16 protein-coding genes and 11 pseudogenes are annotated in these 26,511 nt (G+C 63.0%); 14 read left to right on the top strand and 13 right to left on the bottom strand.

The window, feature by feature from the left end; translation table 11 throughout:
• Nucleotides 1–11: 11 nt before the first annotated feature.
• Nucleotides 12–467 (bottom strand): hypothetical protein, encoded by a 456-nt coding sequence (locus tag H9K75_RS10865; protein ID WP_187725755.1) that lies wholly within the window; start codon nt 465–467, stop codon nt 12–14.
• 105 nt (nt 468–572) lie between these two features.
• Nucleotides 573–2,839 (bottom strand): annotated as a pseudogene (locus tag H9K75_RS10860) (copper-transporting P-type ATPase).
• Between H9K75_RS10860 and H9K75_RS10855 the strand changes: the two are divergent.
• A complete protein-coding gene (locus H9K75_RS10855) occupies nt 2,729–3,031 on the top strand; it encodes a hypothetical protein (RefSeq protein WP_187725754.1) in 303 nt (100 codons plus the stop codon). The pseudogene H9K75_RS10860 and the gene H9K75_RS10855 sit on opposite strands and share 111 nt — an antisense overlap.
• 66 nt (nt 3,032–3,097) lie before the next feature.
• Here the strand turns inward: H9K75_RS10855 and H9K75_RS23855 are convergent, their stop codons facing one another.
• The 8 genes and pseudogenes from H9K75_RS23855 to H9K75_RS10820 form a co-directional block, all read right to left on the bottom strand.
• Complete coding sequence (locus H9K75_RS23855) at nt 3,098–3,274, bottom strand: c-type cytochrome (protein WP_226858646.1); 177 nt, start codon at nt 3,272–3,274, stop codon at nt 3,098–3,100.
• Entirely contained in the window at nt 3,262–3,600 is a 339-nt protein-coding gene (locus H9K75_RS10850; RefSeq protein WP_226858645.1) for a c-type cytochrome, read from the bottom strand. Before H9K75_RS10850 ends, H9K75_RS23855 begins: the two co-directional genes overlap by 13 nt.
• A gap of 267 nt (nt 3,601–3,867) precedes the next feature.
• Nucleotides 3,868–4,148 (bottom strand): annotated as a pseudogene (locus H9K75_RS10845) (DUF2933 domain-containing protein).
• A 78-nt stretch (nt 4,149–4,226) separates the two neighbouring features.
• Nucleotides 4,227–4,567, bottom strand: a pseudogene (locus H9K75_RS10840) (copper-binding protein).
• A gap of 111 nt (nt 4,568–4,678) precedes the next feature.
• Nucleotides 4,679–5,176 carry a cupredoxin domain-containing protein gene (locus H9K75_RS10835; RefSeq protein WP_038213835.1) on the bottom strand — a complete coding sequence of 166 codons (498 nt, stop codon included), beginning with the start codon at nt 5,174–5,176 and terminating at the stop codon, nt 4,679–4,681.
• Nucleotides 5,177–5,209: 33 nt separating this feature from the next.
• A pseudogene (locus H9K75_RS10830) lies at nt 5,210–6,621 on the bottom strand (multicopper oxidase family protein).
• 16 nt (nt 6,622–6,637) lie between these two features.
• A pseudogene (locus H9K75_RS10825) lies at nt 6,638–8,067 on the bottom strand (TolC family protein).
• Nucleotides 8,064–8,402, bottom strand: coding sequence for a hypothetical protein (locus H9K75_RS10820; protein WP_187725753.1), 339 nt, complete (start codon nt 8,400–8,402; stop codon nt 8,064–8,066). Before H9K75_RS10820 ends, H9K75_RS10825 begins: the two are co-directional and overlap by 4 nt.
• 157 nt (nt 8,403–8,559) lie before the next feature.
• On the opposite strand from H9K75_RS10820, the pseudogene H9K75_RS10815 reads away from it, so the two are divergent.
• A pseudogene (locus tag H9K75_RS10815) lies at nt 8,560–9,242 on the top strand (heavy metal response regulator transcription factor).
• A 2-nt stretch (nt 9,243–9,244) separates the two neighbouring features.
• Nucleotides 9,245–10,639 carry a heavy metal sensor histidine kinase gene (locus H9K75_RS10810; protein WP_187725752.1) on the top strand — a complete coding sequence of 465 codons (1,395 nt, stop codon included), beginning with the start codon at nt 9,245–9,247 and terminating at the stop codon, nt 10,637–10,639.
• 163 nt (nt 10,640–10,802) lie between these two features.
• On the opposite strand, the gene H9K75_RS10805 is transcribed toward H9K75_RS10810, so the two are convergent.
• Entirely contained in the window at nt 10,803–11,012 is a 210-nt protein-coding gene (locus H9K75_RS10805; RefSeq protein WP_187725751.1) for a hypothetical protein, read from the bottom strand.
• A gap of 219 nt (nt 11,013–11,231) precedes the next feature.
• On the opposite strand from H9K75_RS10805, the gene H9K75_RS10800 reads away from it, so the two are divergent.
• From H9K75_RS10800 to H9K75_RS10750, 11 genes and pseudogenes are all read left to right on the top strand, one after another.
• Nucleotides 11,232–11,582 (top strand): DUF4148 domain-containing protein, encoded by a 351-nt coding sequence (locus H9K75_RS10800; protein WP_226858644.1) that lies wholly within the window; start codon nt 11,232–11,234, stop codon nt 11,580–11,582.
• Nucleotides 11,583–11,810: 228 nt separating this feature from the next.
• On the top strand, nt 11,811–12,101 hold the full coding sequence (locus tag H9K75_RS25140) for a heavy-metal-associated domain-containing protein (RefSeq protein ID WP_187725749.1): 291 nt from the start codon (nt 11,811–11,813) through the stop codon (nt 12,099–12,101).
• A gap of 543 nt (nt 12,102–12,644) precedes the next feature.
• Nucleotides 12,645–12,929 carry a CopK family periplasmic copper-binding protein gene (locus tag H9K75_RS10790; RefSeq protein WP_187725748.1) on the top strand — a complete coding sequence of 95 codons (285 nt, stop codon included), beginning with the start codon at nt 12,645–12,647 and terminating at the stop codon, nt 12,927–12,929.
• 1,130 nt (nt 12,930–14,059) lie between these two features.
• Complete coding sequence (locus H9K75_RS10785; protein WP_187725747.1) at nt 14,060–14,386, top strand: DUF2933 domain-containing protein; 327 nt, start codon at nt 14,060–14,062, stop codon at nt 14,384–14,386.
• Nucleotides 14,387–14,404: 18 nt separating this feature from the next.
• Nucleotides 14,405–14,833, top strand: coding sequence for a heavy-metal-associated domain-containing protein (locus H9K75_RS10780; protein WP_226858643.1), 429 nt, complete (start codon nt 14,405–14,407; stop codon nt 14,831–14,833).
• A pseudogene (locus H9K75_RS25510) lies at nt 14,739–16,378 on the top strand (DUF3141 domain-containing protein). Before H9K75_RS10780 ends, H9K75_RS25510 begins: the two are co-directional and overlap by 95 nt.
• 295 nt (nt 16,379–16,673) lie before the next feature.
• Nucleotides 16,674–17,753, top strand: coding sequence for an acetate/propionate family kinase (locus tag H9K75_RS10770; protein WP_187725746.1), 1,080 nt, complete (start codon nt 16,674–16,676; stop codon nt 17,751–17,753).
• Nucleotides 17,754–17,970: 217 nt separating this feature from the next.
• Complete coding sequence (locus tag H9K75_RS10765; RefSeq protein WP_009516039.1) at nt 17,971–18,423, top strand: MerR family transcriptional regulator; 453 nt, start codon at nt 17,971–17,973, stop codon at nt 18,421–18,423.
• 154 nt (nt 18,424–18,577) lie between these two features.
• Nucleotides 18,578–19,905: pseudogene (locus tag H9K75_RS10760) on the top strand (class I SAM-dependent methyltransferase).
• A 106-nt stretch (nt 19,906–20,011) separates the two neighbouring features.
• Nucleotides 20,012–22,438: pseudogene (locus H9K75_RS10755) on the top strand (phosphoketolase family protein).
• Between the two features lie 105 nt (nt 22,439–22,543).
• Nucleotides 22,544–23,804: pseudogene (locus tag H9K75_RS10750) on the top strand (type II restriction endonuclease).
• A gap of 74 nt (nt 23,805–23,878) precedes the next feature.
• Here the strand turns inward: H9K75_RS10750 and H9K75_RS10745 are convergent.
• Nucleotides 23,879–24,922, bottom strand: a complete 1,044-nt coding sequence (locus tag H9K75_RS10745; RefSeq protein WP_187725745.1) for a type II glyceraldehyde-3-phosphate dehydrogenase — start codon at nt 24,920–24,922, stop codon at nt 23,879–23,881.
• A gap of 27 nt (nt 24,923–24,949) precedes the next feature.
• A pseudogene (locus H9K75_RS10740) lies at nt 24,950–26,481 on the bottom strand (ABC1 kinase family protein).
• Nucleotides 26,482–26,511 lie beyond the last annotated feature (30 nt).

Here is a 26,511-nt window from a genome sequence, read left to right as displayed (position 1 = left end):
GGATCGGCGTGTCAATTCCGCAGGACTTGGAGCGTGAGGTAGATCGGCGGAAAGCCCGCTCGATGGTCGGGCGGGACATAGGCGACGTGCTGCCCGGCTGCCGCGTGGAATTCGATCACGGCCGGAAGCATGTACGCGAACCAGACCGCCTGGGCAGCGAGACTCTGGACGTCCAAGCCTTGCAATGAAGGCACCGGCTTGCCATCGCCGCTGCAATGTGCTCGGCACAACTGCGGCGCCTCACCGTCCATGGTTCCCGGCATGGCGTGGCAGTCCGGCATACCGGACATGCTGGCGGCATCCTCCATGGCGATGCCTGCCATCTGCATTGATGCGACGTGCGTGTCCGAGTCCAGTTTGGGGCAGGCATACATCGCCAATGCGACCTGCGAAAAGAGCAAGGTCACGACGAGACCGCTGGCAATCCAGCGGCCCCATTGCGTGACGATGCGTCTAAAGCAGATCATGGGGATATGTTAGCCAGGTGATTGTGTTGTGGAATTGATGTCAATCAATCTAAAGACTTGATTTTCGAGTTGTTCGACTTGATAGCGGCTCCAAATCATCCTGGGCTACTTCACGCCGCGCAACCGAAGCGCATTGAAAATCACAGAAGCAGAACTCAGGCTCATCGCCAGCGCCGCGATCAATGGGGAGAGAAGCCAGCCCGTGAACGGATAGAACACGCCAGCCGCGATGGGTACACCGATGCCGTTGTAGACAAAGGCGAACAGCAGGTTCTGCCGCATGTTGCGTACCGTGTCGATGGAGACCTCGCGGGACGAGGCGATGCCGCGCAGATCACCCTTCACGAGGGTGATCTGGCCGCTGTTCATTGCAACGTCGGTGCCCGTGCCCATGGCGACGCCCACATCGGACTTGGCCAGGGCCGGCGCATCGTTGATGCCGTCTCCCGCCATGGCAACCACGTGACCTTCCTTTTGCAGTTTGTCCACCAGCGCCAGCTTGTCAGCGGGTTTGACCTCGCCGTGCACTTCATCGATGCCGAGCTTGGCCCCACGGCCTTGGCTGTGGTAAGTCCATCTCCAGTCGCCATCACGATGCGCAGACCGCTGGCGTGAAGGGTTCGGATGGCATCGGGCGTACTGGCCTTGATGGGGTCGGTCACGGCCAGGATGCCCGCGAACACGCCGTCTACGGCCAAGTGCATGATGCTGGCGCCTTCACCGCGCAACCGTTCTCCGTCGGCACGCAGTGCAGAAACCGCCACTCCTTCCTGCTCCATCAGTGCCGTATTGCCCAATGCCAGGCGCCGTCCCTCCACCGTTCCGCGCACGCCGATGCCGCTGCCCGACTCGAAATCAGAGGGCTTGGCCAGTTGCAAGCCCTTGGCTCGCGCAGCGCTGACGATCGCGTCTGCCAGCGGGTGCTCGCTGCCCTGGTCCAGACTGGCTGCCAGCCTCAGCACTTCATCGGGCGTGAAGCCCGGAGCCGCAATGGCTGTATCGAACGCGGGTCTGCCTTCCGTGAGCGTGCCGGTCTTGTCCACGATCAGGGTGTCCACCTCGCGCATCTTCTCGATCGCACCGGCATCGCGAAACAGCACGCCCTGCGTCGCGGCGCGGCCGGTGGCGACCATCACCGACATCGGCGTGGCCAAGCCCAACGCGCACGGGCAGGCAATGATCAGCACAGCCACCGCGTTGATCAGCCCGAACACCCAGCTAGGCTCCGGCCCGAACAGACCCCAGACAAAGAACGTGGCGATGGCGACCAGTACGACCACCATGACGAACTTGCCCGCCACCACGTCGGCCATGCGTTGCATGGGGGCCTTGGAGCGCTGGGCAGACGCGACCATCTGGACGATCTGCGACAGCATGGTGGCCGCCCCGACCTTCTCGGACTGCATGATCAGCGCACCGTTGGTGTTGAGGGTAGCGCCGATCAGCTTGTCGCCAACCCGCTTGGTCACAGGTACTGGTTCACCGGTCAGCATGGACTCATCGACCGCGCTGCTGCCTTCGGTGACCGTGCCATCGACCGGAATCTTCTCGCCGGGACGCACGCGCAGCAGATCGCCGACGTGTACGTGGTTGAGAGGCACATCTTCTTCACTGCCGTCCGCATTGATGCGCCGGGCGGTCTTCGGCGCCAACCCCAGCAGGGACTTGATCGCGGCCGATGTTTGGGAGCGGGCTTTCAGCTCGATGATCTGGCCCAGCATGGTCAGCGAAATAATGACCACCGCGGCCTCGAAGTACACGGCGACGCGACCCATCGCCACGAACGATTCGGGAAACACACCCGGGGTCACCGTGGCAACAACGCTGTAGACGAATGCCGCGGCCGTTCCCAGGCCGATCAAGGTCCACATGTTCGGGCTGCGGTGGACGATCGACTGCCAGCCCCGCACGAAGAATGGCCATCCGGTCCAGAGCACGACGGGGAGCGACAGCAACAATTCGACCCAGGTCTGCGTTGCCATGCTGAACAAGCCAAGGCGATGGCCCCACATCGCAAGAACCGTGACGATCACAGTAAGCGGCAGCGTCCACCAGAAGCGCCGCTGAAAATCCTTCAACTCGCTGTTGTCCTCTTCATCCAGCGGAATGATCGGCTCCAGTGTCATGCCGCACTTGGGGCAATTGCCCGGATGGTCCTGCCGGACTTCCGGGTGCATCGGGCAGGTATAGGTGGTGCCGGCAGGCGCTTCCTGCGGTGCGGCGGCAGGCGCCACAGGAGCCGACTCACGAGCAGCGTGAGCGTGGTGGTCGTGGTGGCGGTGGTCGCCATGCGCAACTTGCCCTTCAGGGACCAGGTGCATCTGGCACTTGGGGCAGCGCCCCGGATGGTCCTGCCGCACTTCCGGGTGCATCGGGCAGGTGTAGGTAACTGCGGAACCAGCCAATCCTGGTGTGCCATCGATGGCGGCGGCAGCATTGGTCGCTACTGGACGTTCGACCGAAGAAGCTGCGTCCCTTTTGCCGTGCGTATGCTTATGCGTGTGGTCGTTCATACCCGTGCTTTCGTAAATTCTGGCTTGATTATTAGCCTTGCCATTGTGTGAAGGTCAAGCCAATATCCTGGCGAGCGATTCCGTCTAGCCTATTGCAGTATCCGGTGGCGGTGCTGGTTATCGATTCAGCGACTTGCGGTATTGGGAATTGATCACGTCGTGACGGCGCCGAACTTCAAGAGGCCATTGGGACTTTATCCATGACAACGCGGCCACGATCTCGTCGTCGCTCAGTACCTTGTCGTAGACCGGCATGGCCGTCCGGTAGTCGGGCTGCTCAATCAACTTCGCCAAGCCATATTTGGTGATGGCGAACAGCTGTTCATCGGGGTGATGCCAAGTGTGGCCGCTGGGGTCGTGGGCGGCGCTGGCAAGAGACCATCAGGTCCGCGGTCACGCCAGTTGGGCTGGCCTTCGCCCTTGACCCCATGGCAGGCCGCACATTGCTGTGCATAGATCGCGGCGCCGAGTCGCAGCACCTGCGGATCTTCTGGCCGGAGGCTGCGGGTGGGCGGAACCGCTGGCGGAGCACTCTTGAGAAGATGGAAGTAGCTGCCTGCCGCTGTGGCGATCAAAGCAAGCAGTCCTGTCGTGATCCAGACCAACTGCTTCAGCTTCATGGTTCGCTCCCTCCAGGTACCTGTGTTGCAGTATGCGACTTTGCGGTTCGCCGGCGGTTCCCAAGTGCAGCCAAGCGATCCCATGCGAACGGAGGTGCGGCGCGCGGCACGCTCACTTGTGGCAGACCCGGAGAATGCAGTGGGCCCTTCCTGCTGGCATAGCATGTCAGTTGCGTGTGCAACCGCGTTCGGACTGGCTGAACGGCCGAAGAGAGGCGAAGCGGTCAAAGAGACGCAGGCATAAGGCCTACCCCGCGCGGCCCATGGTCAGTCCCTGTCGGAATTCGACCGCCTGCCCTCGTCGGACCCAGGGGATTGGTTGCCATGTCCGCCATGCCCTTGTGCATGAATACGTGCATCAGCGGACAGGCCAACAGCAGCGCATAGGGCCACCACTGCTGTAGATGGGCCCGGTGTTCGGTCCAGAGGAAGTACCCGGCAACGATACCGAGGACGAGCATTCCCAGGGTGTAGCGCGAACGCCAGAAGCCACTGCGTCGATCGCTGGTATGGGGGAGGAGTGGTCGTGATGCATGGTGATTTTTCAGCTACCGGGAAACAATGGGCAAGCGGACACGGACTGCCGACCCATCCTCATCCGCATTGCAGCCTTCCGCATGTTCGCCTCAGTTCGCTGGACGTATATCCGTGACGACCATTTTTCCGCCTTCGTTGACGACCATGAATTTCACCTTGTCCCGGGCTTGAGGTTGGAAAGCAGTCCCTTGTCCTTGGCGGTGAAAACCATGGTCATTCCCGGCATGTCCAGGTGCTTGATATCGCCATGCTTGATGGTGACCTTGCCGTTGTCCAGGTCCACCTTCCTGATCTCACCGTCGGTCAGCGACGCTTGTTGAGAGGCCTGTGCCTTGGGCGATTCGGATGTGGTCTGGGCCATCCCGCTCATGGGCAGGAAAATGCCGAGCGCGACGGCGGAAACGGAGAGAAATTGCTTGAAGCTGTTCATGACTACCTCACGGGCGCGAGTTGAAAAATGTCTGCTGATCCGCCTTGCGGATCAGCAGGACGTGGGAGAGGTGACACAGTCACCGTGCATCCTTGATGAAGCGGCGTGGTTCTACTTCTTGCTGACCTGAACGAGGCCCTTCATGCCAGCTTCGTAGTGGCCGGGAATCAGGCAGGCGAAGTTCACACCGCCAGCTTTGGTGAACTGCCAGACGATCTCGCCTTGCTTGCCAGGCTGCAGCGTGACCTTGCCGGGCTCGTCGTGCTCCATGTCCGGGAATTTCCGCATCTGCTCCAGATGCTCAAGCAGTTCCTTCTCGGTGCCCAAGCTGAGTTCATGCTTGACCTTGCCGGCGTTCTTGACGATGAAGCGAACGGTCTCGCCCTGCTTGACCTGAATGTTCGAGGGGGTGAAACGCATGGTGTCGCTCATCTCGATGGTGATCGTGCGGCTGGCCTTGGCGGCGACACCGGGCTTTCCGATGGCGGTTTCCTCTCCATCACCGTGGCCATGGCCACCGGCATGGTTGCCTGCGGCCATGGCGGCCCCCGAAGCGGTCAGCGCGGCGGCAGCCAGCAGGCGGTAGAAGGTGGATCGCGTGAACTTCATGGATGATCTCCAGTTAAAAACGAAGGGAAGAAATCAGTGCGCACCATGTGACGTCGGCTTGCGCACCTTGACCTCGGTTGGCGTCGCGGGCTTGCGCTCGCGCGGCATGGACTGACCGCCTTCTGCGCTGAAGCGGGCTGGCTCCGCCAATGGGCCGGTGTATTCGTGGGCGACCGTGCCTGCCGGATGCTTGAACCAGCCGGGGTCCTTGTAGTCACCTGGCTGCTGGTCCCTGCGTACCTTGAGCACGCTGAACATCCCGCCCATCTCCACCGAACCGAACGGTCCTTGTCCCGTCATCATGGGCACGGTGTTGTCTGGAATGGGCATTTCCATCTCAGCCATGTCTGCCATTCCTCGCTCGCCCATGACCATGTATTCTGGGATGAGCTTGTTGACCTTCCGGGCTAGGCCAGTGTGATCCACGCCGATGAGCGTGGGAACGTCGTGGCCCATCGCGTTCATCGTGTGATGGCTCTTGTGGCAGTGGAAGGCCCAGTCGCCTTCCTCGTCTGCCACGAACTCGATCTGGCGCATCTGTCCGACGGCCACGTCGGCGGTCACTTCATGCCAGCGCGTGCTCTTGGGTGTCGGCCCGCCGTCGGTGCCGGTGACCACGAACTCGTGCCCATGCAAGTGCATCGGGTGATTGGTCATCGTGAGATTGCCTATGCGAACGCGCACCTTGTCGTTGAGCCGAACGTTCAGGGAATCGATGCCAGGAAAGACGCGGCTGTTCCATGTCCACAGGTTGAAGTCCGTCATCTCGGCAACCTTGGGCGTCGCAGCGCCAGGCTCGATGTCGTAGGCACTCAGCAGGAAGCAGAAGTCCCTCTGCACCACGTCGATCAAGGGATGCTTGTCCTTCGGGTGCGTGACCCAGAAGCCCATCATGCCCATGGCCATCTGCACCATCTCGTCTGCATGCGGGTGGTACATGAAGGTGCCCGGGCGTTTGGCGGTGAACTCGTACACGAAGGTCTTGCCGGCCGGGATGGCGGGCTGGTTCAAACCCGCCACGCCGTCCATGCCGTTGGGCAGCCGCTGGCCATGCCAGTGGATGGAGGTGTGTTCCGGCAGGCGGTTGGTGACGAAGATGCGCACGCGGTCGCCTTCGACCACTTCGATCGTGGGGCCGGGGCTCTGACCGTTGTAGCCCACAGATGGGCCTTCATGCCGGGCGCCATCTCGCGCACCACAGGCTCGGCCACGAGGTGGAACTCTTTGACGCCCTGGTTCATCCGCCACGGGAGCGTCCAGCCATTGAGCGTGACCACAGGGTTGTAGGGCCGGCCTGAGTTGGGTACCAGCGGTGCCATGGTGCTCGCACTGGTCTGGATGACAGGTTCAGGCAGGGCGGCCATCGCCACGCGGCTGACCGAGCTCGCCGCAACAGCGCCACCTGCGATGCCGGCGAACTTAAAAAAATCTCGTCTGGATGTCATGATGATGTTCTTTGCTTCAATGGCCGGCGTCGCCGCCGCCGGGTGCACTGGATGCGACGGACAGGCTGGTGCTCGTGGGCGTCCGATCACGGACGCCTGCATGGCGGCGTCGGCCAGCCAGAACTGCTGCTGTGCGTCGATGGCAGCGGAGACGGCGCTGACCTGATCGCGCGCATCGGCCAGCAGCTCGAAAACGCTGATCAGCATGCCGTTGTAGCGAAGCTGGTTTTCCTCCGAGATCACCTTGCGCAGCGGCACCACCTCGTCGCGGTGGTGGCGGGCCACGTCGTAGGCCGTGCGGTAGGCCGAGTAGCTTTCCCGCAGGCTGGAGCCTGCTGCGCGCACGGTGGCTTCGAGCTGGTTGGCTGCGGCCAAGGTCCGTGCGTTCATCGCATCGCGCTGTATCCCGCCCCAATCGAAGATCGGAAGGCGTACGGCGATTTCCCAACCACGCGCGGTCGAACGGGTGCCCTCGGCGCGATCCCAGCTGGTATTGCGACGCCCCTCCAACTCGATGTCAGTGAAGCTGGTCACCAGGTTCAGACCTTGGGCCTTGGCCGCGCTATCCAACGAGGCCTGCGCCAGCCGAATGTCCAGGCGCGCTCTGGAAGCCTGTGTGGCAACAGCCTGCGGCTGCAGCGGCTCTTTGGGAAGGTCGGGGAGTCGCTCGGGCAGGCGAAGCGCTTGCGCCTGGGCCTCATCGAGCCCAAGCAGGCGCACGAGTTCTTCCCGGCTGGCCGTCGCCTGGTGCCCTGCGGTGCTGAGCCGGGTGGCAGCGTCAGCGTAGAAGGCCTGCTCGCGAGCACGTGTGATCCGGTTGAAGTTGCCAACGCCTTGCATGCGCTTGGCCAACTCGGCTCCGGCCTCCGCGCTTTCATAGACCTGCTTGGCATACTTGAGTGCTTGCTGGGCGGCCACGGCCCGCACCCATGCCTGACGTACCTGGGTGACCTGATCCACCACGTCGCTGCTCAAGCGCAACTGCGACTGCTCGATGCGCCCGGTCGCCACGTTGTACCGGGCTGGAAGCGTCAGCACGTCCAACAAGCCGAATGCCAAGGCACGGCCCAGTTCCAGTTCGTCGCCCGCGACCATGCGCTCAAAGCTGAAGATCGGGTTGGCGATCCGGCCCCCTTGGGCCGCGTCGGCCGACTCCGCCCAACCCTGTGCTAGCAGCGCCTGCAAAGAGGGGCTGTTCACCAAAGCCAACTGAACGGCCTCTTTCTGCCCCACGGGCTGAGCGAGCAGGGCCTGAGCGGCTTGCGCGCGCTGGTCGCGGTCGTCCTGACTGCGTGCGAGCGAGAGTTTGCCTTCGGTGAACGCGCTGGCTTCGTCGTTCACGCGGCTAATGTTCTGATCCAAGCTGACGCTGGCGCATCCGGTCAAAACGGCGAAGCCAATGCCGGACAGGGCTAATCTGGCATGAGTGGTACCCAATCCCATCATTGCTTGCCTCCACCGTGATGGCTCGAATGCGGATCACTGACGGGAGCAGCATCCGGGGTTGGCGACGATGGCGCCTGCGTCTTGGCTTCCTTGGCGTAGGTGCGCCAACCCCCGATCTGCCCGACGCGATCATTGGCTGTTCGCCAGGACTGCACAGGCTGCTCCACGTAGCCTTGGTAAGCCTGGATTGGCGATGAGTACTGCAGCGTCGTCAGTAGTGGGGGCTGCGACGCTGCCTCCGGCGTTGAGGCTTGCGCGAAAGACGCTCCCGCGAACAGCGCCAAAACCCAGGGCAGGGACGCCCTGACAGACGGCGAAAGAGTAGAAGTGACCATGGTTTCCTCTGCAAGAATCTTTGATCTCACGATGTGAAGATTCTGGAGAGGGCACCCTGTCACCCAGATGTTCCAGACATTACATTGTTGTTATCTTCATGTCAGGGCGCTTTGAGTTCGGCACACTCTCGTTCAATGCTGTGAACGGAGAGCAAACGTGAAGATATTGGTTGTTGAAGACGAGCCTAAGACGGGGAGTACCTCCGGCAGGGATTGACTGAAGCGGGATACGTTTCAGACCTTGTGCCTAACGGCGCAGACGGGCTGCATTTGGCTTTGCAAGGTGAGTACGACCTGGTGATCCTGGACGTCATGCTGCCGGGGTTGAATGGCTGGCAGGTCTTGCAGTCCCTGCGCGACCGTGGCCTTGAGATGCCCGTCCTGTTCCTGACCGCCCGCGACCAGGTGGAGGATCGGGTAAAAGGGCTGGAGCTGGGGGCCGATGATTACCTTGTCAAGCCCTTCTCGTTTGCAGAGTTGCTGGCCAGGGTTCGGATCATTATGCGGCGCGGTCATGCCGGCAACGAGGGCACCATGCTGAAGGTGGCCGATTTGGAGCTGGATCTGTTGCGTCGCCGTGTCTCCCGCAACGGCAAGCGTGTTGACTTGACAGCCAAGGAGTTTGGCTTGCTGGAGCTGCTGATGCGCCGGCACGGTGAAGTGCTGCCACGCTCCCTGATCGCCTCGCAGGTCTGGGACATGAACTTTGACAGCGACACCAATGTCATCGAAGTGGCGATGCGCCGCTTGCGCGTGAAGATAGATGAGGGGCATGCCGTCAAGCTCATCCAGACCGTGCGGGGCATGGGCTACGTGCTGGATGTACCGGAGGAGGAATAAAGGTGCAGCGACAACAGCGCCTGGGCAGGCTTTCGCTGACCCGCCGTTTAACCCTTTTCTTTACTGTGGTGGTGGCTGCCGTGGTGCTCGGGCTAGGATTGTTGTTCCTAGCAGAGACTCAGCGTCATTTTGTCGTGCTCGATCAGATCGCTTTAGAGGAAAAGCGACAGTTGATCGAGGAAATTTTGGGTAATGCCAGCTCCGCGAGCGACGCGCACTCCCGCTTGAGCGATGCCTTGGGATATCACCATGATCTCTATGTCCTGGTGAAAGATGCTCATCAGGAGATCGTCTTTCAGTCCTCAGATTCCGAGCTTGATGTCCAGCGTAGCAAAGCCATCCATACCGATACCAAAGGGACTTTTGGGGTGTGGCGCAATCACGATTCCGAGTTTCACACGCTGAGCTTCCAATCGCTTTCGGGCTACTCTGCATCGGCGCTGCAGGTATTGATCGCGACAGATACCAAACACCACACCGAGTTCCTGAATAGACTGCGTAGCAGCCTGGCCTTCTATGTCGCCTCAGCCATCGTTGCATGCGGCCTATTGTCCTGGCTGGCTGCGCGTCAGGGATTGGCACCGCTGCGCGAGATGAAGTCACGCGCCGCAGTGGTCTCAAGCCAGCGGCTGTCGGAGCGTATGCCAGTAGGGGCTGTGCCGGTAGAAATGGCAGACCTTGCGCAGGAGCTCAACCGCATGCTGGACCGTCTGCAGGAGGATTTCCAGCGGCTGACCGATTTCTCATCGGACCTGGCACACGAGCTGCGCACGCCGATCAGCAATCTCCTGACCCAGACACAGGTGGTGCTGGCAACCAAGCGTGATGCCGCAACGTATCGGGACATCCTGGCGTCCAACGCCGAGGAGTTTCAGCGTTTGGCGCGCATGGTGTCTGACATGCTCTTTCTTGCCAAGACCGAGCGTGGCGTAGATCTGCCGAACAAGGAGCGGTTCTCTGCACGAAAGGAAGCTCAGGCGTTGCTGGACTTCTACGAGGCTGTGGCGGAGGAAAAGAATATCCAGCTTAGGCTCGATGGTGATGGCACCATTGATGGTGATCGACTGATGTTCCGTCGTGCACTGAGCAACCTGCTATCCAACGCCTTGCGCTATACCCCGGATGCTGGTCTGATCACGATCAGTATCGCAGATGCGGAGAGCGTCACCTCGGTGACAGTGGAGAACACGGGGCAAGACATTGATCCCAAGGTCTTGCCCCGTCTGTTTGATCGTTTCTATCGTGTCGATCCCTCACGAGCCCATCCGGACTCCGATGGGAGCGGCTTGGGGCTGGCCATTACTCGCGCCATTGCCGAGGCCCACAGCGGTAGCGTTATGGCAACGTCTTCCCAGGGGCGGACTTGCTTCATCTTGCGGTTTCCGCTCGCGACATGAAGACGTGATCTCGCTAAGACGGAGGGTGATTGGGTCAACCCTGGATTATCCGTGATCTGCTTGTGGGTGCCGACATTCCGCATCGGCTCTGCGAGTTCCGGCACAAGGACGCACGCTGTTTGGGATTTCGCCGGCTCATACCGAGCAGGTCACGCTCACAATTTCAACGTTGGCTGACCATGTAAGGAATGATAGCCAAGTAGGCCTGATCACGAGCCGTACTGCATTCTGGCTCGGTGCGGGCAAGTTCTTCCAATATCTGCAGCAAATGTTCCGCCACGTCGCGGATTCCAAGGCGCAGCGTTTGCTTGTAAAGTTTCAGAACAGCCCGACTTATCGCGAGGGTCTCCGTGCGGCATTCATAGTAGTTCATGGCATGTTCTCCAACTGCGCCACCGCAGCTTGCTGCTTGCTCATGCGTGCAGGTTAGAGCTTGCCACAGTGACATGGTCAATGCAGCGGGAAAGCTGACAGAAATCTCATCGTACTGTCCTGCTTCTGTTGGGTGGGGTTCCCTACGATGAATACATCTCCTCATGACCCAACAAGGGTACGGAGATGCAAGTTCATCGACTCTACAAGGATCCTCATCATGACTACTCAACGTCGCCCATCCCTCACTTCGCTGATCGCTGCCCTAGCCGCAGTGGCTACTCTGGGACTGCCGGGGATTGCGTCTGCAGCCTACGAGCATTCCGCCAACAATGAGAAGGGCGTAATCGTTCATCCGGAGCACTTCAAGAGCGATAAAACCCGTGCACAAGTCCAGGCGGAAGCTGAAGGTGCGGCACGGCAAGGGCTCCTCTCTTACGGCGAAAGCAACTACCCATCCCCGGCGCCCAGTGCCGGACCGGGCAAGACGCGCGAAGAAGTGGTTCGCGAGCTGCTGAGCGAGACGCCGGCGGAGCGGAACGCACGCATGCAACTCTACAGTGGAGGCTGATTGTCGGTTAGGGCGAACGGCGGAGAGCCGAAGAGCATCCAACCTCGTACAAGATGAAGCCGCCGCGCAGCGCCGCGGCGGCTTCACTTTACGAGATGCTCGATGAGAAGCCCAGCGTCTGCTCCGCTTGGAGTGGGCCCTCGATGGGAGACCAGAAACTGACACTTGACATTGCCACGATGGCAAGGTCTAGAGTCAGCAGCACCTAACCACTGACGGAGAGAACCAATGCTTGCATTCGAAGTGAACGATATGACCTGCGGCCATTGCGCCAGCACCATCACCAAGGCGGTCAAGACCATCGACCCAGGTGCAGATGTCCAGGTCGACCTGGGCCGCCATTTGGTGAGCGTGGCAACCGATGCGAACGCGGGCATCGTCCAGAAGGCGATTGCCGACGCTGGGTATTCGCCCGCTCAGGTGAACGCGCCGGCAGCTGCACCGGCATCCGCTGTCAGGCGAGGGGCTGCTGCGGCTCCTGCCACTGATTGCGGGGCAAGAGCCCGCACGCTCACGTGAGCCGTCTGGGAGGGCTACTATGGTCTGGCCGACCGTTCCTTCGGCGCAAGGCCCACCGTAGACCCCCGTGTCCCCGTTTGAAAGAGCGCGGGTGGAGCTTGAGCTGATGGCCGTGGCATTTCAGTCGATGTCGTCGACCAAGGTGGTGCAGCCGCGTGGATGTCTCTGAGCGCTCGGGCACGGAACAGCTCGGGCTGTACTACTTCGGTTGGCGGCACGCATGCAGAACCCCATCCGCGTGGCCGAAATCAGGTGCTTGATGTGCAAGTTGCCCAGGGCGCGTGTGCCACCGTCGCCCGGCTTGCTCGGTGAACACGCCTTGAATGGGCCATTTACTGCAAGCGGGAAGTCCTATGACGAGCCGGTGGTCCAAGGGCTTTCGGCGGGAGCATGCCGTTTCGGTGTGTTCGCTGCTTGCAGAGCTCATCTCTTTGGGAACGCCGCATTAACGCACTGTAATCATGGCGCAATCGCTTGGAAAGCGACACGCTCCTAAAGTGATGACGCGACGCAAGTTGCCGACGTTTCACAAAGGCGCTGATCATGAAGTCTTATATCGTCCTCGCCACTCTGTTGGGCGCGCTTTCCGCACCGGTGTTCGCCGGTGATGCCGCAGTCCAGGCTGCCAAGGAGATGATTCCGTTGGCCGATGGAGGAACGCTCTACATCTTCAAAGACGGCCTCATGGCGCAGGAAGACCGTTTTGGCCGCGCGACATATCAGAAGATCGGTACGTCCGTGGTTGCGAAGGACGGCCGGAACATCGCCATCACCAGCAATGAAGTTGCACGCCTCTACTCTTTGCTTCAGAAGGGGCATCGCGGCTGACTCAGCGGCACTCGGCTGAGCTTGTGTCGCAGCCTTATAGGTCTACATACGGGCTGTGAGGCCACCGGCGTTGCGCGCCGCGAGCATCTCGGATGGTCATTGGGGCGAGAGGTTCGGCGGGGCCTGAAGACAAACACGTTGGTGGTGCCCGTACGAATGTTGCAGAGGGGGCAACAGAGGGCGCCGTCACAGACGCGCTGGACTCGCTTCTTCCTCATCGCCGCGTCAGGCGATCTCGCGTGACGGGCGCTTCGGGCGGGTGCGGTGGGGTCAGGAGCAGAGGTCTTGGTAGTCCCTACGTTGGCAGACCGGTGGCGCAAGCTCGGCCTGCGTATGGAATGCAACCTTCCCCATGCGCCGAACTTCGGCTTTCCCCGCCCGGACTATTTCTGTAGTCCGTAGTCAGGTACGGAATGGAAGTTTGACTAACATCAAAGAACTGGAGTGGATCTGGTTCTAATCTGAGCCTCAAACTACGCTTGCCTTACATCAACCATGCTTCGCAACCGCCGCCAACTTCGCCGCTGGGCCATCCAGGTGCTCCTGGTGTGGTTGTTCGGCATCGTGACGGGGATCGCGCACGCATGCGCCGTACGGATCGTGGATGACCAGCGTGGGTCAGCTGACCCCATCACGAAGCGGCGGCTGTCGACCGCACGTCACATTCGCATGCCCAAGCTCTTGTTTCTGACGCAGATACAGGTGAGCAAGCGAACTGCCTTGATTTCTGCGAGAAGGTCTCGTTGAGCGCCCAGCCGTTGAAGGGCAAACTGGACCCGAATGCGGAGGCTCTCGCGACGGCCGTCCTCTTAAGCGCGTCCCCCGATCTGGTTGACTGGCCCGCAGCCACATTTGTGCGGCTGGGCGACGCGATTCAGCAGCACCGAGGCCCCCCGCTGCGGATTGCACTCCAGCGGTTGGCTCTATAGCCACTCAGATTCTCTCGACGTCTGCGCCCCCGCTGCCAGGGATCGGGGCATCTGCCCCGGTGCTGAGCGCAACGCTGTTTAGCTGTTGGCCTGGTCGCCGTACATCCCCAGTCGAGCGCCCGGCCTCAAGACGGCAACCCGTGCACGACCACGGGAGATTCCACGAACCATCAGATCCCATCCTCACCAAGGAGCACCGTCATGACCCTGCCATACGACCCGAAGCAGAACGGTCGAAACAGCCCGAACTGGTCTCGCATCAACCAGTGGCTGCTGTGGCTCGGCCTCGCCGCCGCCGTTGCCTGGATGTTCTACCGCCACAACGCCCATCTTCTGCAACTGCTTCCCTTCCTCTTCATCCTCGCCTGTCCGTTGATGCACATCTTCGGCCATGGCAGTCACGGCGCACATGGCGGTCATGACCATCAAGATCAGCCGCCTCGGGGCGATGAAGAGGGTTCGCCTGCGCTCCAATCAGACGACCGGAGCCACCCGAAATCCGACGGCCAGTCCGGGCACCACCACTGAAACCACCGGAGCATCATCATGGAAACCATCGAACTCAAGGTTGCCGGCATGACTTGCGCCTCCTGCGCGAACTCGGTCAGCAAGGCGCTCAAGCGCGTAGCTGGTGTGCAAGACGTGCATGTCGATCTCGCTCGCGGCACAGCGAGTGTCACCGGCGAACAGACGGCCCAGAAGACGCCTGAGCTGATCGTGGCCTTATCTGCCGCGGGCTACGAGGCATCCGCTGATTCCTCGCCGGGCATCGCGGAGGGTGCAGGTGCCTCCCATGCGCCGGCCGCTGCCCGTTCGAAGGGCATGGCGGCTGCTGCTGTCGCTGATCGACGCCATGGACACCCGCACGAACTCCCAGGGTATGGCCGCCGCACCGCTTGCGCTCTTTGCCGCCTACTGGGGCGACATGCTGTGGCGGACCGTCGCGTCAGGCGAAGCGCTGAGGCAGCGCGCTAACAACATGACCGAACACGAAGCGGCGGGTATGCCGCCGCTTCTCCACTTCGAGTCAGAGCAGGTGGCCGACGGCCACGACTTGCAGCCAGCGAGCAACTACCGGCTCCTGCGTGTCACTCGCTGTGGCACCGACGCCTTGGAGAAGCATGTGCGCAAAGGCGCCGCGCCGGTGCTGGTGGTCGATCCACGCGCCGGCCACGGCCCTGGCATTGGCGGCTTCAAACGCGATTCTGAAGTTGGCATGGCACTGCTCGAAGGCCATCCCGTGTACTTCGTAGTGTTCGATCCGGAGCCCGTCGAGGGCCAGACCATGGGCGCAGTCGTCCAGACCCTGGCCACATTCATCGACATAGTGGCCAAGCGCCACCGAGGCAAGGCCCCGATCGTCTACGGCAACTGCCAAGGCGGTTGGGCGATCACGCTGGCGCTGTCGCACTGCGAGCACCGTGCCGCCTTGGCAGTGCTCAATGGCTCGCCGCTGTCGTACTGGGCAGGCGAGAGAGGCATCAACCCCATGCGGCTGCTCGGTGGGTTCACGGGCGGCATCTGGCCGGCGCACTGGGCGTCGGACCTCGGCGCCGGGCGATTCGACGGTGCCTGGCTGGTCCAGAACTTCGAGGCGTTGCGGCCCGAGGGCGTGTTCAAGAAATACGACACGCTCTTCGCGCAGCCGGAGACTGAGCGCGATCGCTTCCTGGAGTTCGAGCGTTGGTGGAATGGCTTCTACCAGCTTGCACGCGAGGAAATGTTGTCGATCGCAGGCGATCTTTTCGTAGGCAATCACCTGGAGAGCGGCGAGGTCGTGGTCGATGGCCACTGCCGCGCGGATCTCAGCCGCATTGGCGCACCGCTGGTAGTCTTTTGCTCCAACGGCGACAACATCACACCGCCCCACCAGGCGCTCGGCTGGCTCAAAGCGGTATATCCGACGACCGCAGACCTGGTGGCGGCGGGCCAGCGCGTGGTGTACCTGCTGCACCAACATGTTGGCCACCTTGGCATCTTCGTCTCCGCGGGGTGGCGCGACGCGAGCACCGCGCCATCTTTCATCATGCCGAATCGATCCAGGCACTCAAGCCTGGACTCTACGAGATGGTTCTGGAGGACAGCGCCTCTTCGGAGTCGGCCGCCGCTGCGCAGTTCCAGCCGCGGCGGCTGGAAGACCTGCCTTACGACGCCAACCCGGCGGGGTTCGACAAGGTCGAAGCACTTTCGGAGATCACCGAGCGCTTCTATTCGCAGTGGGTGTCGCCGTGGGTCCGCTTCGCCGTCACCCCCGACTCGGCTCGTGAACTTCGCGCGCTGCACCCCATGCGCGTCAGTCGAAAGGTCTGGTCCGAGCAGGTGACCCCGGCCCTGGCGCTGCTGCCATGGGTGCAACGATGGCTTGAGCAGTGGAGTGCGCAGGATCCCCATCGGGTCGAAAATCCTTGGTATCAGCTTGAGCGAACTGGTGCAGACGCGATTGGGCAGGCCATGGAATCATGGCGCAAGAGCCGGGACCTGTGGGCTGAGCTTGTGTTCGAGCAGGCCTATGCCAACTGAACGACCCTCCACTGTGGCTGCAAAAAGAGACGCTCACGGGTCGCAAGCAGCACGCTCCTTGTCGGAGGCGATGCGCCTGCCACGGCCGATTCCGCTTTTCAGCGTCGTCCAGGCACGGATCAAAGTTGGATTCTCCCGTATCACCACGCCAGCAACGGCGCTACAGCATCGGAAGCATGGGCCTGATCGGCGGCCTCGCGTGCTGCTAGCGCCGAGCGAAACTTGGCAATTCGATCTGATGAACGTTGCCAATGGCGGCGACGTCGGCACTGACCGGCGCTGACGGAGCTCCGACATGCGCGTCCTCGCCATCAATGCCGGCAGTGCGACCCTGAAGTTCGGAGTTTTCGAGTCGGCTCGTACCTTGCCATTGATCGACTCGGCGATTGATCATCCTGCGGTGGATGCTGCGACCTTCGAGGAGATCGAGCGGCACTTGCACAGGGCGGGTGTCACAACGCTCGATGGCATTGGTCACCGCGTCGCACACGGCGGCCCACTGTTGAGCAACGCGGTGCTCGTGGATGAAGAAGTCGAACGCGAGATCGGCAGGGCTTCGGCTCTGGCGCCGCATCACAATCCTGCCGCATTGGCCGGCATACGCCTGACCCGTGAGCGTTGGCCCGGCGTGCGCCACGTCGCGGTCTTCGACACCGCTTTCCATGACGACATGCCCGAATACGCCCATTCCTATGCTGTTCCGCTATCGTGGCGCGCGGCAGGGGTACGGAGATACGGCTTCCATGGCCTGTCCCACCAGGGTGTACTGGCCGCCGTCAGCACCGAGCTGAAACGGCCGCCGTCAGAACTTCGTATCGTGAGCTGCCACATTGGAAGCGGCGCCAGCGTCTGCGCGATCGATCGCGGAAGGTCGGTCGATACATCGATGGGAATGACCGCGCTTGAAGGTCTTGTGATGGGCACGCGCTGTGGAGACCTCGACCCTGGCGTACCCGGCTTCGTCGCACGCGCACTGGGTTTGACGTTGGCGCAGATCGAGGCGGCGCTTTACAGCGACAGTGGACTCAAAGGATTGTCGGGTGAGAGTTCGGACCTGCGGATTGTGGAGAAGCGCGCGGGAGAAGGAGTCGCAGCCGCCCAACTGGCAATGCAGGTTCACGCGTACCGCGTGCGCAAGTACATCGGCGCCTACGCCGCCGCGATGGGCGGTTGCGATGCTGTGGCCTTCACTGGCGGAGCTGGAGAAAATTCGGCCGCGTTGCGTCGGCGCATCGTTGATGGCCTGGAGTTCATCGGCCTGGAACTAGACGAAGAGCGCAATCGCGCCTACTCGCCCAACACTGAAGTCGCCCAGTTAGCGATCGCGCGTGAGACGTTCCGAGCGCTGAATGACCAGGCAAGTGGTTTGGTATAGGCAATGAACTGGGACAAGACCACGATAAGTCTTCCTCCGGGCCGGGAGCCACGCCCGTTGATGCTCGCGCCGAAGATGGTCCAGTTGCCCATCCAACCGCACGTTGAAGGAAGAAACGGAGCGGTTCAGACACCGGGCCCTTGACCCATGTGCAGCACCTGGGTTCAAACTCGCTCGAAAGTGAAGGGATTCAAGACAACCTTGCTGGAGGATGGTGATGCAACTCATTGAATGCGCCAAGGCGGCAGGCGTCACACCGGACACGTTGCGTCACTACCTTCGGGTGGGGCTAGTGGTGCCCGATGGCCGGGGCACGAACGGCTACCGCGCATTCTCGGATCGAAGCGTCGCCCGGGTGCGTTTCATACGCAATGCATTGGCCCTCGGCTTCACGCTCAAGGACGCTGCAGAGTTTGTCGAGATGAGCCAGCGCGGTGCATCGCCTTGTCCGCGCGCGCGGGCGCTGCTGAGCGAACGGCTTGACGAGCAGGCCCGGCGGCTGAAGGAGGCGACGGATTTGCATCGCCGCATGCAGCAGGCAGAGCGCGACTGGAAGCGGCTGCCGGACGGCGTCCCGGATGGCCATTCCGTCTGCGGCTTGATCGAAGGAGCGGATGCGGACGTTCAGCGCAATTCGGTGCGCGCGAAGTCCCGTCGTGTCCGCGCATGAATCGCTCTGATCATCGTCGACATTCCCCGGCATCACGACGCTCTACGTACATGCGGTGCAGCGGTTGTGGTCGTGCCGATCATGCCAGCGCCAAGTGTGAGTCGTCTATCCACTTCGCAGCATCCGCTGCACACGAGCGAGCGAGGCGCCCCCGATGAGCCACCACACGACACGGGATCGAACCGTATCGCCCGACGGATATGCCGCCGCGCTACGGATCTTGCGCCGGCTGCTGGCCGGCATCGAGCGCCCGCCGGCGTTGCGTCTGGGCGATATGCTCTTGCACGAGCTCGAATCGCACCCGGAATACACCCTGATCATCCGTGACCCGGGTCTGCTGCGTCGCTTGGTCCTGCGCCCGGATCCGCTGCTGCTGGCGGAAGCCTATTTCCGCGGCACCATCGACATTGAGGGAGACCTGTACACCGCGCTCGGGCTCAAGGCGCATTTCGAGAAGTTTTCGCTCTCTTGGCGCGACAAACTGGCCCTGTTGCGCGACGCACTGCTGCTGCGCGTGTCCGACCAGGACGGGTTGAAGCCCTCGCGGAGTCTGGCCTCGCGCGTCGCACGTCGCTTCTCCCATCGCCATTCGCGTCAAACCGATCAGGCCGCGATCTCCTTTCACTACGATGTGTCCAACGCGTTTTATGGCCTCTGGCTCGATGCCGAGAGGGTCTACTCATGTGGCTATTTCAAGGCGACGGATGACACGCTGGACCAGGCTCAGTGCAACAAGCTGGAGCACATCTGCCGCAAGCTGCGTCTGCAGCGAGGCGAACGCCTGCTCGACATCGGCTGCGGCTGGGGCGCGCTCGTATGCTGGGCGGCAAGAGAACATGGCGTCCGTGCGCACGGCATCACGCTCAGCCAACAGCAACTCGAATACGCGCGCGAGCGCATCCGCTCGGAGGGCCTGCAGGATCTCGTCACCGTTGAACTGCGCGACTACCGTGACCTCGAAGGCACGGCCGTTTTCGACAAGGTGTCAAGCATTGGCATGTTCGAGCACGTGGGACTCGCGAACCTAGCGGCCTACTACGCCGTGGTCCAGCGGGTTTTGCGGCCAGGAGGACTCTTCCTCAACCACGGGATCACCCATGACGAGGAGGGCTGGAACCGAACCGTCGCGACCGAGTTCATCAACCGCTACGTCTTCCCGACGGCGAATTGGACTGCGTCAGCAATATCCAGCTAGGGATGGAGCGCTCCGGCTTCGAGATCCATGACGTCGAAGGTCTTCGACCCCACTACGCGCTGACCTTGCGTCATTGGGTCCAGCGGCTCGAAGCGCGCCGGGAGGAGGCCTTGCGGGAGGTCGATGAGGTGACCTTCCGCATCTGGCGCTTGTACATGGCGGCGTGTGCACTGGAATTCGAGGCCGGGGGAACTGGGATCTACCAGATCGTCGCGTCCAAACGCGACGGCGGAAGCTGGCCCGTGCCCTTGACCCGCTCTGATCTTTATGGAGAACACCAGCCATGAACGCTAGATGGCCGTGCCGCTGGCGCGCGAAAGACGATCGCAGACGCCAGCCTTCCCAATCTCGCCGTCGCGCTTACCTGCGTGCTGGCTCTCAAGGACTTTCCACATGAACCACGAGCTTCCCTGGGTCGCCGAGCGCGTCCGCGTGTTCCGCGAGTCTGATCCCGAGTTCGCCCGCTGGGCGCGCGGCCACGGCCCATCACCCACAACGATCTCACGCAACTGCGAGTCCACGATCTCGCACAGGTGCTGGTTGCCGAAGGCAAGGCGAGCGACACAACCGCGGTGTATCGCACGCTGTGGGCGGCGGACCGCCTGGCCGTGGCAGGCATGTGGTTGACGGTTCACATGACCTATGCCGACCGGGTCTATCCCGATGGCCGGGGGATGAGAGCCGAGGATTTCAAGGAGACGCCGGAGGGGCATACCGGTGGGTCGCTGAACATCGTGCCGGCCTATGTCGGCTACCTGGCCGCGAACGCGCTCAGTGGGTTGACGCGTGGCTGGTTGATGGGCCAGGGCCATTGCGTCGCGGGCATCGATGCCTGCAACCTTCTGGTGGGCAACATGACGCCGCGCCACGCCGAGAGATACGACCGCAGCGAAAGCGGCCTCACGCGCTTTGCCCGGGATTTCTATAGCTACGCGATCGACGCACAGGGGCGTCCCGCCTCGCCGCTGGGCAGCCACGTCGGCCCGAATACGGCAGGCGGTCTGTCCGAGGGCGGCTATCTCGGCTTTGCCGAACTGCAGTACGTGCACATGCCCTTGCCCGGCGAGCGGCTGGTGGTGTTCCTCAGCGACGGCGCTTTCGAGGAGCAGCGTGGCAGTGACTGGGCGCCGCGCTGGTGGCGGGCAGAAGACAGCGGCTTCGTCGCTCCGTTCATGATCCTCAACGGTCGCCGCATCGAACAGCGCAGCACCATGCAGCAGCAGGGGGCCGAGAATGGTTCCACCAGCATCTGCGGCTGAACGGCTTCGACCCGATGGAGATCGACGGCACCGACCCCGCCGCGTTCGCCTGGGCCGTTCACGCGATGGAGGAGCGGTTGTCGGCCTGCGCGGCTGGAGTTTCGCAGGGCACCGTTCAGTACCCGGTACCCCTCCACTACACCATCGCCGAAGCGCCCAAGGGATTCGGCTTCCCCGGTGCTGGAACCAATGCCGCGCACAACCTGCCGCTGGAGGGGAACCCCGGGTCGACCAGATAGCGCTTCAGCAATTCAACGAGGGTGCTCGCGCTCTCTTCGTGCCGTCGCACGAACTCGACGAAGCGGTGGCACTACTGTGCCGACACGAAGTGCAGCATCGTCCCCTGGAGCGGGACCATGCCCTGGCGCACCGCCAGGTGGCGGCCCCCAGACTTCCGGTTCCGCAGTGGCATGTTGCGGGCCAGGGCGAGGTCTCGCCAATGGCGGCACTCGACGGAGCCTTCGCGGCCCTCGTCCAAGCCAACCCACAGCTGCGTCCGCGGGTGGGCAATCCGGACGAGCTGCGCAGCAACCGCATGGGCCAGACATTGGACCTGCTCAAACACCGCGTCTTCACGCCCGAACCGGGCTTGGCGGAGGCCGTCGATGGCGCCGTGATCACGGCGCTCAACGAAGAAGCGGTGGTCAGCGCGGCGCTGGGCAACAAGGGCGGCATCAACTTGGTCGTCTCTTACGAGGCATTTGCCGTCAAGATGCTGGGCGCGCTGCGCCAGGAAATCCTGTTCGCGCGACATCAGGCGCAGGCAGGCACACCACCCGGATGGCTGTCGGTGGTCACGGTTGCGACGTCCCACACCTGGGAGAACGGCAAGAACGAGCAGTCGCACCAGGATCCGACGCTGGCCGAAGCGCTGTTGGGCGAAATGTCCGACACCTCGCGCGTGTTGTTCCCGGTCGATGCCAACAGTGCCGTTGCGGCGCTGCGCGCGGCCTACGCCTCGCATGGCCAGTTCTGGACGCTGGTCGTTCCCAAGCGGGCCGTCGCCAGCCAGTTGAGTGCCGAGCAGGCCGAACGCTTGGTCGATCAGGGTGCCTGCGTGGTGAAGCCCTGCGACGCACCCGATGTCTTGCTGGTCGCCATCGGTGCGTACCAGCTACAGCAGGCGCTGCTCGCGGCGCGGCGGCTGGACGACGCCGGGCATCGGACGGCAGTCACCTGCGTCATCGAGCCGGGCCGCTTCCGGCTGCCACGCGACGAGCGCGAGCGGGCTTTCGTGGCGGGCGACGCGGCATTGCGCTCGCTGTTCCCGGACACCGCTGCGGTGCGCGTCATCGTCTCGCACATGCGGCCGGAGCCGACGCTGGGCCTGTTGCGCCGCATCGATACAGGGCCTCGGCAGACCCGTGCACTGGGCTACCAGGCGCGCGGTGGGACGCTCGACGTTGCCGGCATGCTGTTCGCGAACCGCTGCACGTGGGCGCACGTCGCGACCGAGGCAGCGCAGGCGCTCGGCGTCGATCCCGCGAGCATATTGACCGCCGAGGAGTTGGCCGCGGTGGGAGGCCACGGCGACCCGCGGGCGGTGATGGTCTCGGCATGATTCCCCTGTTCTCCCCATAGGGACAAGAATAACGTCGTTTCCGGCGCCGATCGGTACGAGGCCGTGGTCCAATTGGAACCCTGTGCCCGCCCATTTATCGAGACCATGTCCCACGCGCTTGAAACTCTCATCGGTCACTGGAAAGCCGATCCGCTGAGCACCTACAACACCTGGTTCCTTTGGGAAGAACGGCTGAAGAACTTCCGCTCGATTCGCCGCGGCCTGGCGCAGGTGGTCAAGGACATCGATGCGGGCACCTTCGGTAGCGCATTCCGCGGTTCCTCGCTCGAAACGGTGGTCGGCTCGGTGGCCGAGCAGCGCCAGATCTTCAAGGGGCAGACCATGCATTCCTGTGGAAGCCCAAGCTGCGCATTCCCGACATCTACGAGAACGCGACCAACCAACAGGCCTTTGCCCGGTTGTTGCACACCTGCGACTGCTGCAACAGCGCAGAGGAAGTGATCGAAGCAATACGGCGGATCGACGCTCGTCAGATCAAGGGTCTGGGCCCGCCGTGGCGAATCTCCTGTACTTCGTTCACCCCACGATCGTGATGCCGTTCAACACCGCGATCGTGAAGGGCTACAACGCGGTCACGGGCAGCAGCGTCAAGCTCGGCAAGTGGGAGCACTACCTCTCGATGCGCGAAGGCGGCCTTCGCCTCAATGCCCAGCACCGCAACGCGTTGTCGAACGACATGGGGGCACTGGCTGGGCTGCTGTTCGACATCGGCTCGGGCCGGTACGCGGCGCCACCGCGCGATGACGATGCGGCCGCCCTCCAGGGCTGGGAGGCCGATCTCGAAAAGGTGCGCGAGGAATCGGCCGCGGCCCACAAACGCTGGGCCGCGGAGCGCGAGAGCGACGCGACCCACACCGAAATTCAGGGATGGCTGCGCGACCTGGGCAAGTCGCTCGGCTACGGTGTCTGGATTGCGTCCAACGATCAGGGGCGCAGTTATCAGGGAGGTCGCCTTGGAGACGGCTGTCTGACGCAGCTCCCCGCGCAGGCCCGGGCCGGTCTGGACTCTGTTCGCCTGATCGACGTCATTTGGGTGGAGGCCGACGGCTCGAAGGTCGCCGCTGCCTTCGAGGTCGAGCACTCGACCTCGATCTATTCCGGCATCGTGCGCATGCTCGACCTGGCCTTGGGAACGGAACTGGGAGCGGGCGTCTCGATGTTCCTGGTGGCGCCGGACGCTCGCCGCGAGGATGTCCGCAGCCAGTTGCGTCGGCCGGCATTCACGCGGGTGGCGGAGCTGGGAATTCGCTACCTCCCCTACAGCGAGCTTGGCGCGCATCGCGATGCGATCGGCAGATTCGGCTCAGGCCTAAAGCCGTTGAACGAGATATCGCACCTGCTGTGATGCACGGTCGTCGAGGCACCAGCGGCACCAGCGGCACCAGCGGCAGAATGTACCGCCCAAGCGTGAATCGACGCCTAGTCGCGGTCGTGGATGAAGTCGTGCCGCAAGCCGAGTGCGGCATCCGTCCGAGCGATTGACGCTGACGGATCGGCCTCGATGCCGCTCAACGCACGAATCGCATCGATGGTTTCGGGAATCACGATCGCCTGGTTGAAGACCTGGTAGGTGTAGTACACCTGATCGCCATCGACCGAAAGGACGTCCTCCCACAAGGCGACCTCCCACAGGTCGCCGCGCGGGCGGCCGAGATCGGCCATCAGTTCCACCGTGCTGTTGAGGGCCACGAGACCATCCGAGGATCGCACGAACGCGATCCGTGGTGCCGCGCGAAAGGCCGCCAGCACCTCGTCGCGCGTGGCCGGCCTCGTCAGTTCGACCCACCAGGTGTGCAGGTGGCTGCTGTTGTGCGGCGCCTTGACCGCGATCTTGACGACGTCCAGGTCCGGGATCACAGTGCGCGCGTCCGGTCCCTGATGGCTGGGGATCGTCTTCTCCGGCACGAGCGTGTTGATGATGCCCTCCGCATGCGCCTCCCACGGGTCGGAAGCCCGGCGGATCAGCGTCCCGCGGGCTCGCTTGAGCAGGCCCGCTGTCCGAAGCGCCCCCAGGGTGCGCACGATCGACGTCGTGTTGCAGGACACCACCCGGGTGGAGGTGCGGCCGATCGCGGTTGCGTAGTTCTCCTGCGCGACGAACGAATGACCGGTCAACGCGTGGGACTCGCCGCCATGGAAGATGGACTTCACACCGGCAGCGTCGTACGCCCTCTTGTTGACCGCGGCGACTTTCTTGGGTGTGCAATCGACCACGACGTCCGCGTTGGCGAGCAGGTCGGCCAGATCGCCCGCGACAGGAAGCCCCGCAGCACGCATCGATTGTGCGGCTTCAGCGGTCGCCGCGTAAATCGGAAAAGCGCGCTGCGCGGCCACCTGAAGGCGATAGTCGTGCACCACGTCCGCGACGCCGGCCAGCGCCATGTCCTCCTGGAGTGCGACCGCATCCGCCACCCGCTTGCCGATCACACCGTATCCGTTCACCGCCACTCTGACCTTGTTCATGCCTGACTCCTTGCTTGATGAGGCGCCTCAGCCGCGGCTGCGCGCGATGGAAAACGTGAACCGGATCGCCAGCGCATAGCCCAGCAGCGCGAGTACCGGCATGTCGCCCCAGCGCGGGCCCACGCCGTGCTGCATCAACAAGCTCGATGCGATGTACAGGCCGAGCGTCACGAGCGCCAGCGCGACGCGACGGCCGAGGCGGTCGATCCCGCTCAGCATCCTGGCATCCGGCTTGATCGACAGTTGCAGCAGGTCACCCTGCCGCAAGACGCTGTGCAGACGCCGCGCCAGCAGGGAGGGCAGGGCGTGGGCCGCGTTCCCCAGTTCATAGGGCAGACGCTGCGATGCCGCAGACTTGGGCTCGTCGAAGACGCCCGTGGTCGTGTGGCGAGAGATGGCTTCGATGATGGAAAACTCGGGTGCCAGCAGGCGCACCGTCCCTTCGAGCAACAACAGGGTACGCGTGAGCACGAGGAGGTCCCTGGGCAGCCGGACTTCCTGGGTCCGGCCCGCCGCCACGAGCTGCGCGAGAGCACCTGAGAGCGACCAGTCCTTCAGCGGCCTCTGTGCGCAGTCTGCGACCAGGGCACGCACGACAGGCACGAACACGGCCCGATCGGTGCCGTCGCCGAGCAGGCCCAGGTCGAGCCAGGCATCGACCACCCATTCGGCATCCTGCTCGACGAAGGCCAGGGCGAACGCCACCAGCGCCCGCCGCATGTTGCCGTCGACCCGGCCCACGATGCCGAAGTCGTGCAGGCAGATGCGGCCATCGTCCATCACGAAGACGTTGCCGGGATGGGGGTCGCCGTGGAAGAAGCCATCGCGGAAGATCTGGGCGACGTAGCTGTCCACGAGTTTGCCCGCGGCCGCCACCGCGGTGGGCGAAGGCAGACCGTGCAGGTGAGCTCCGTGGCTGAACTGCTGGACCATGACGGTCGGCGTGCACAGGCCGTCCACCACGTCGGGGATCACGATGTCGGCAGAGCTGCGCCAGGCGTCGGCGAAACGTCGCACGGAAGCTGCCTCGCGCGACAAATCCATCTCGTAGCGGAAGTTGGCCGCAACCTCGTCCACGATGGCTGCCAGCCCCAGCGACGCAGCGAGGGCACGAGCCCCTGCATGACCAGGACGATGCGGCGCAGGATGCGCATGTCGGTCTCGGCCTGCTCGGCCGCGCCAGGGCGGCGGATCTTCACCACCACTTCCGTCCCGTCCGACAGGGCTGCACGATGAATCTGGGCGATCGAGGCCGCGGCGAGCGCGTGCATGTCGAAGCGTGCGAAGACCTGCTGCCATGGGCGGCCGAGCGCCGCCTCGACCTCCTGGACCGCCTGCTCGGGAGGAAACGGCGCCACATTGGCCTGCAGGCTGGCCAGAGCCTCTTGCGCATCGGGCGCCAGAATGTCGGCCCGCAGGCTGAGATGCTGGCCCAGCTTCACGAAGGTCGTGCCCAATCGCTGCAGCACTTCGGCGAAGCGGTCGGCCGCCCGGTGGGTATCGCAGCGCATCAGGCCCCGGTGCCAGGCCACCCAGAGCAGGAACCCGCTCAGGGCCATAGCGATCTGCGTGGCCCGGCGCAGCGCCGA

It is taken from the genome of Diaphorobacter aerolatus, assembly GCF_014489535.1.
Lineage (GTDB): Bacteria > Pseudomonadota > Gammaproteobacteria > Burkholderiales > Burkholderiaceae_C > Diaphorobacter_A > Diaphorobacter_A aerolatus.
The sequence above is the reverse complement of the archived record's forward strand: the minus strand, read 5'-3'. Positions and strand labels throughout refer to the sequence as shown.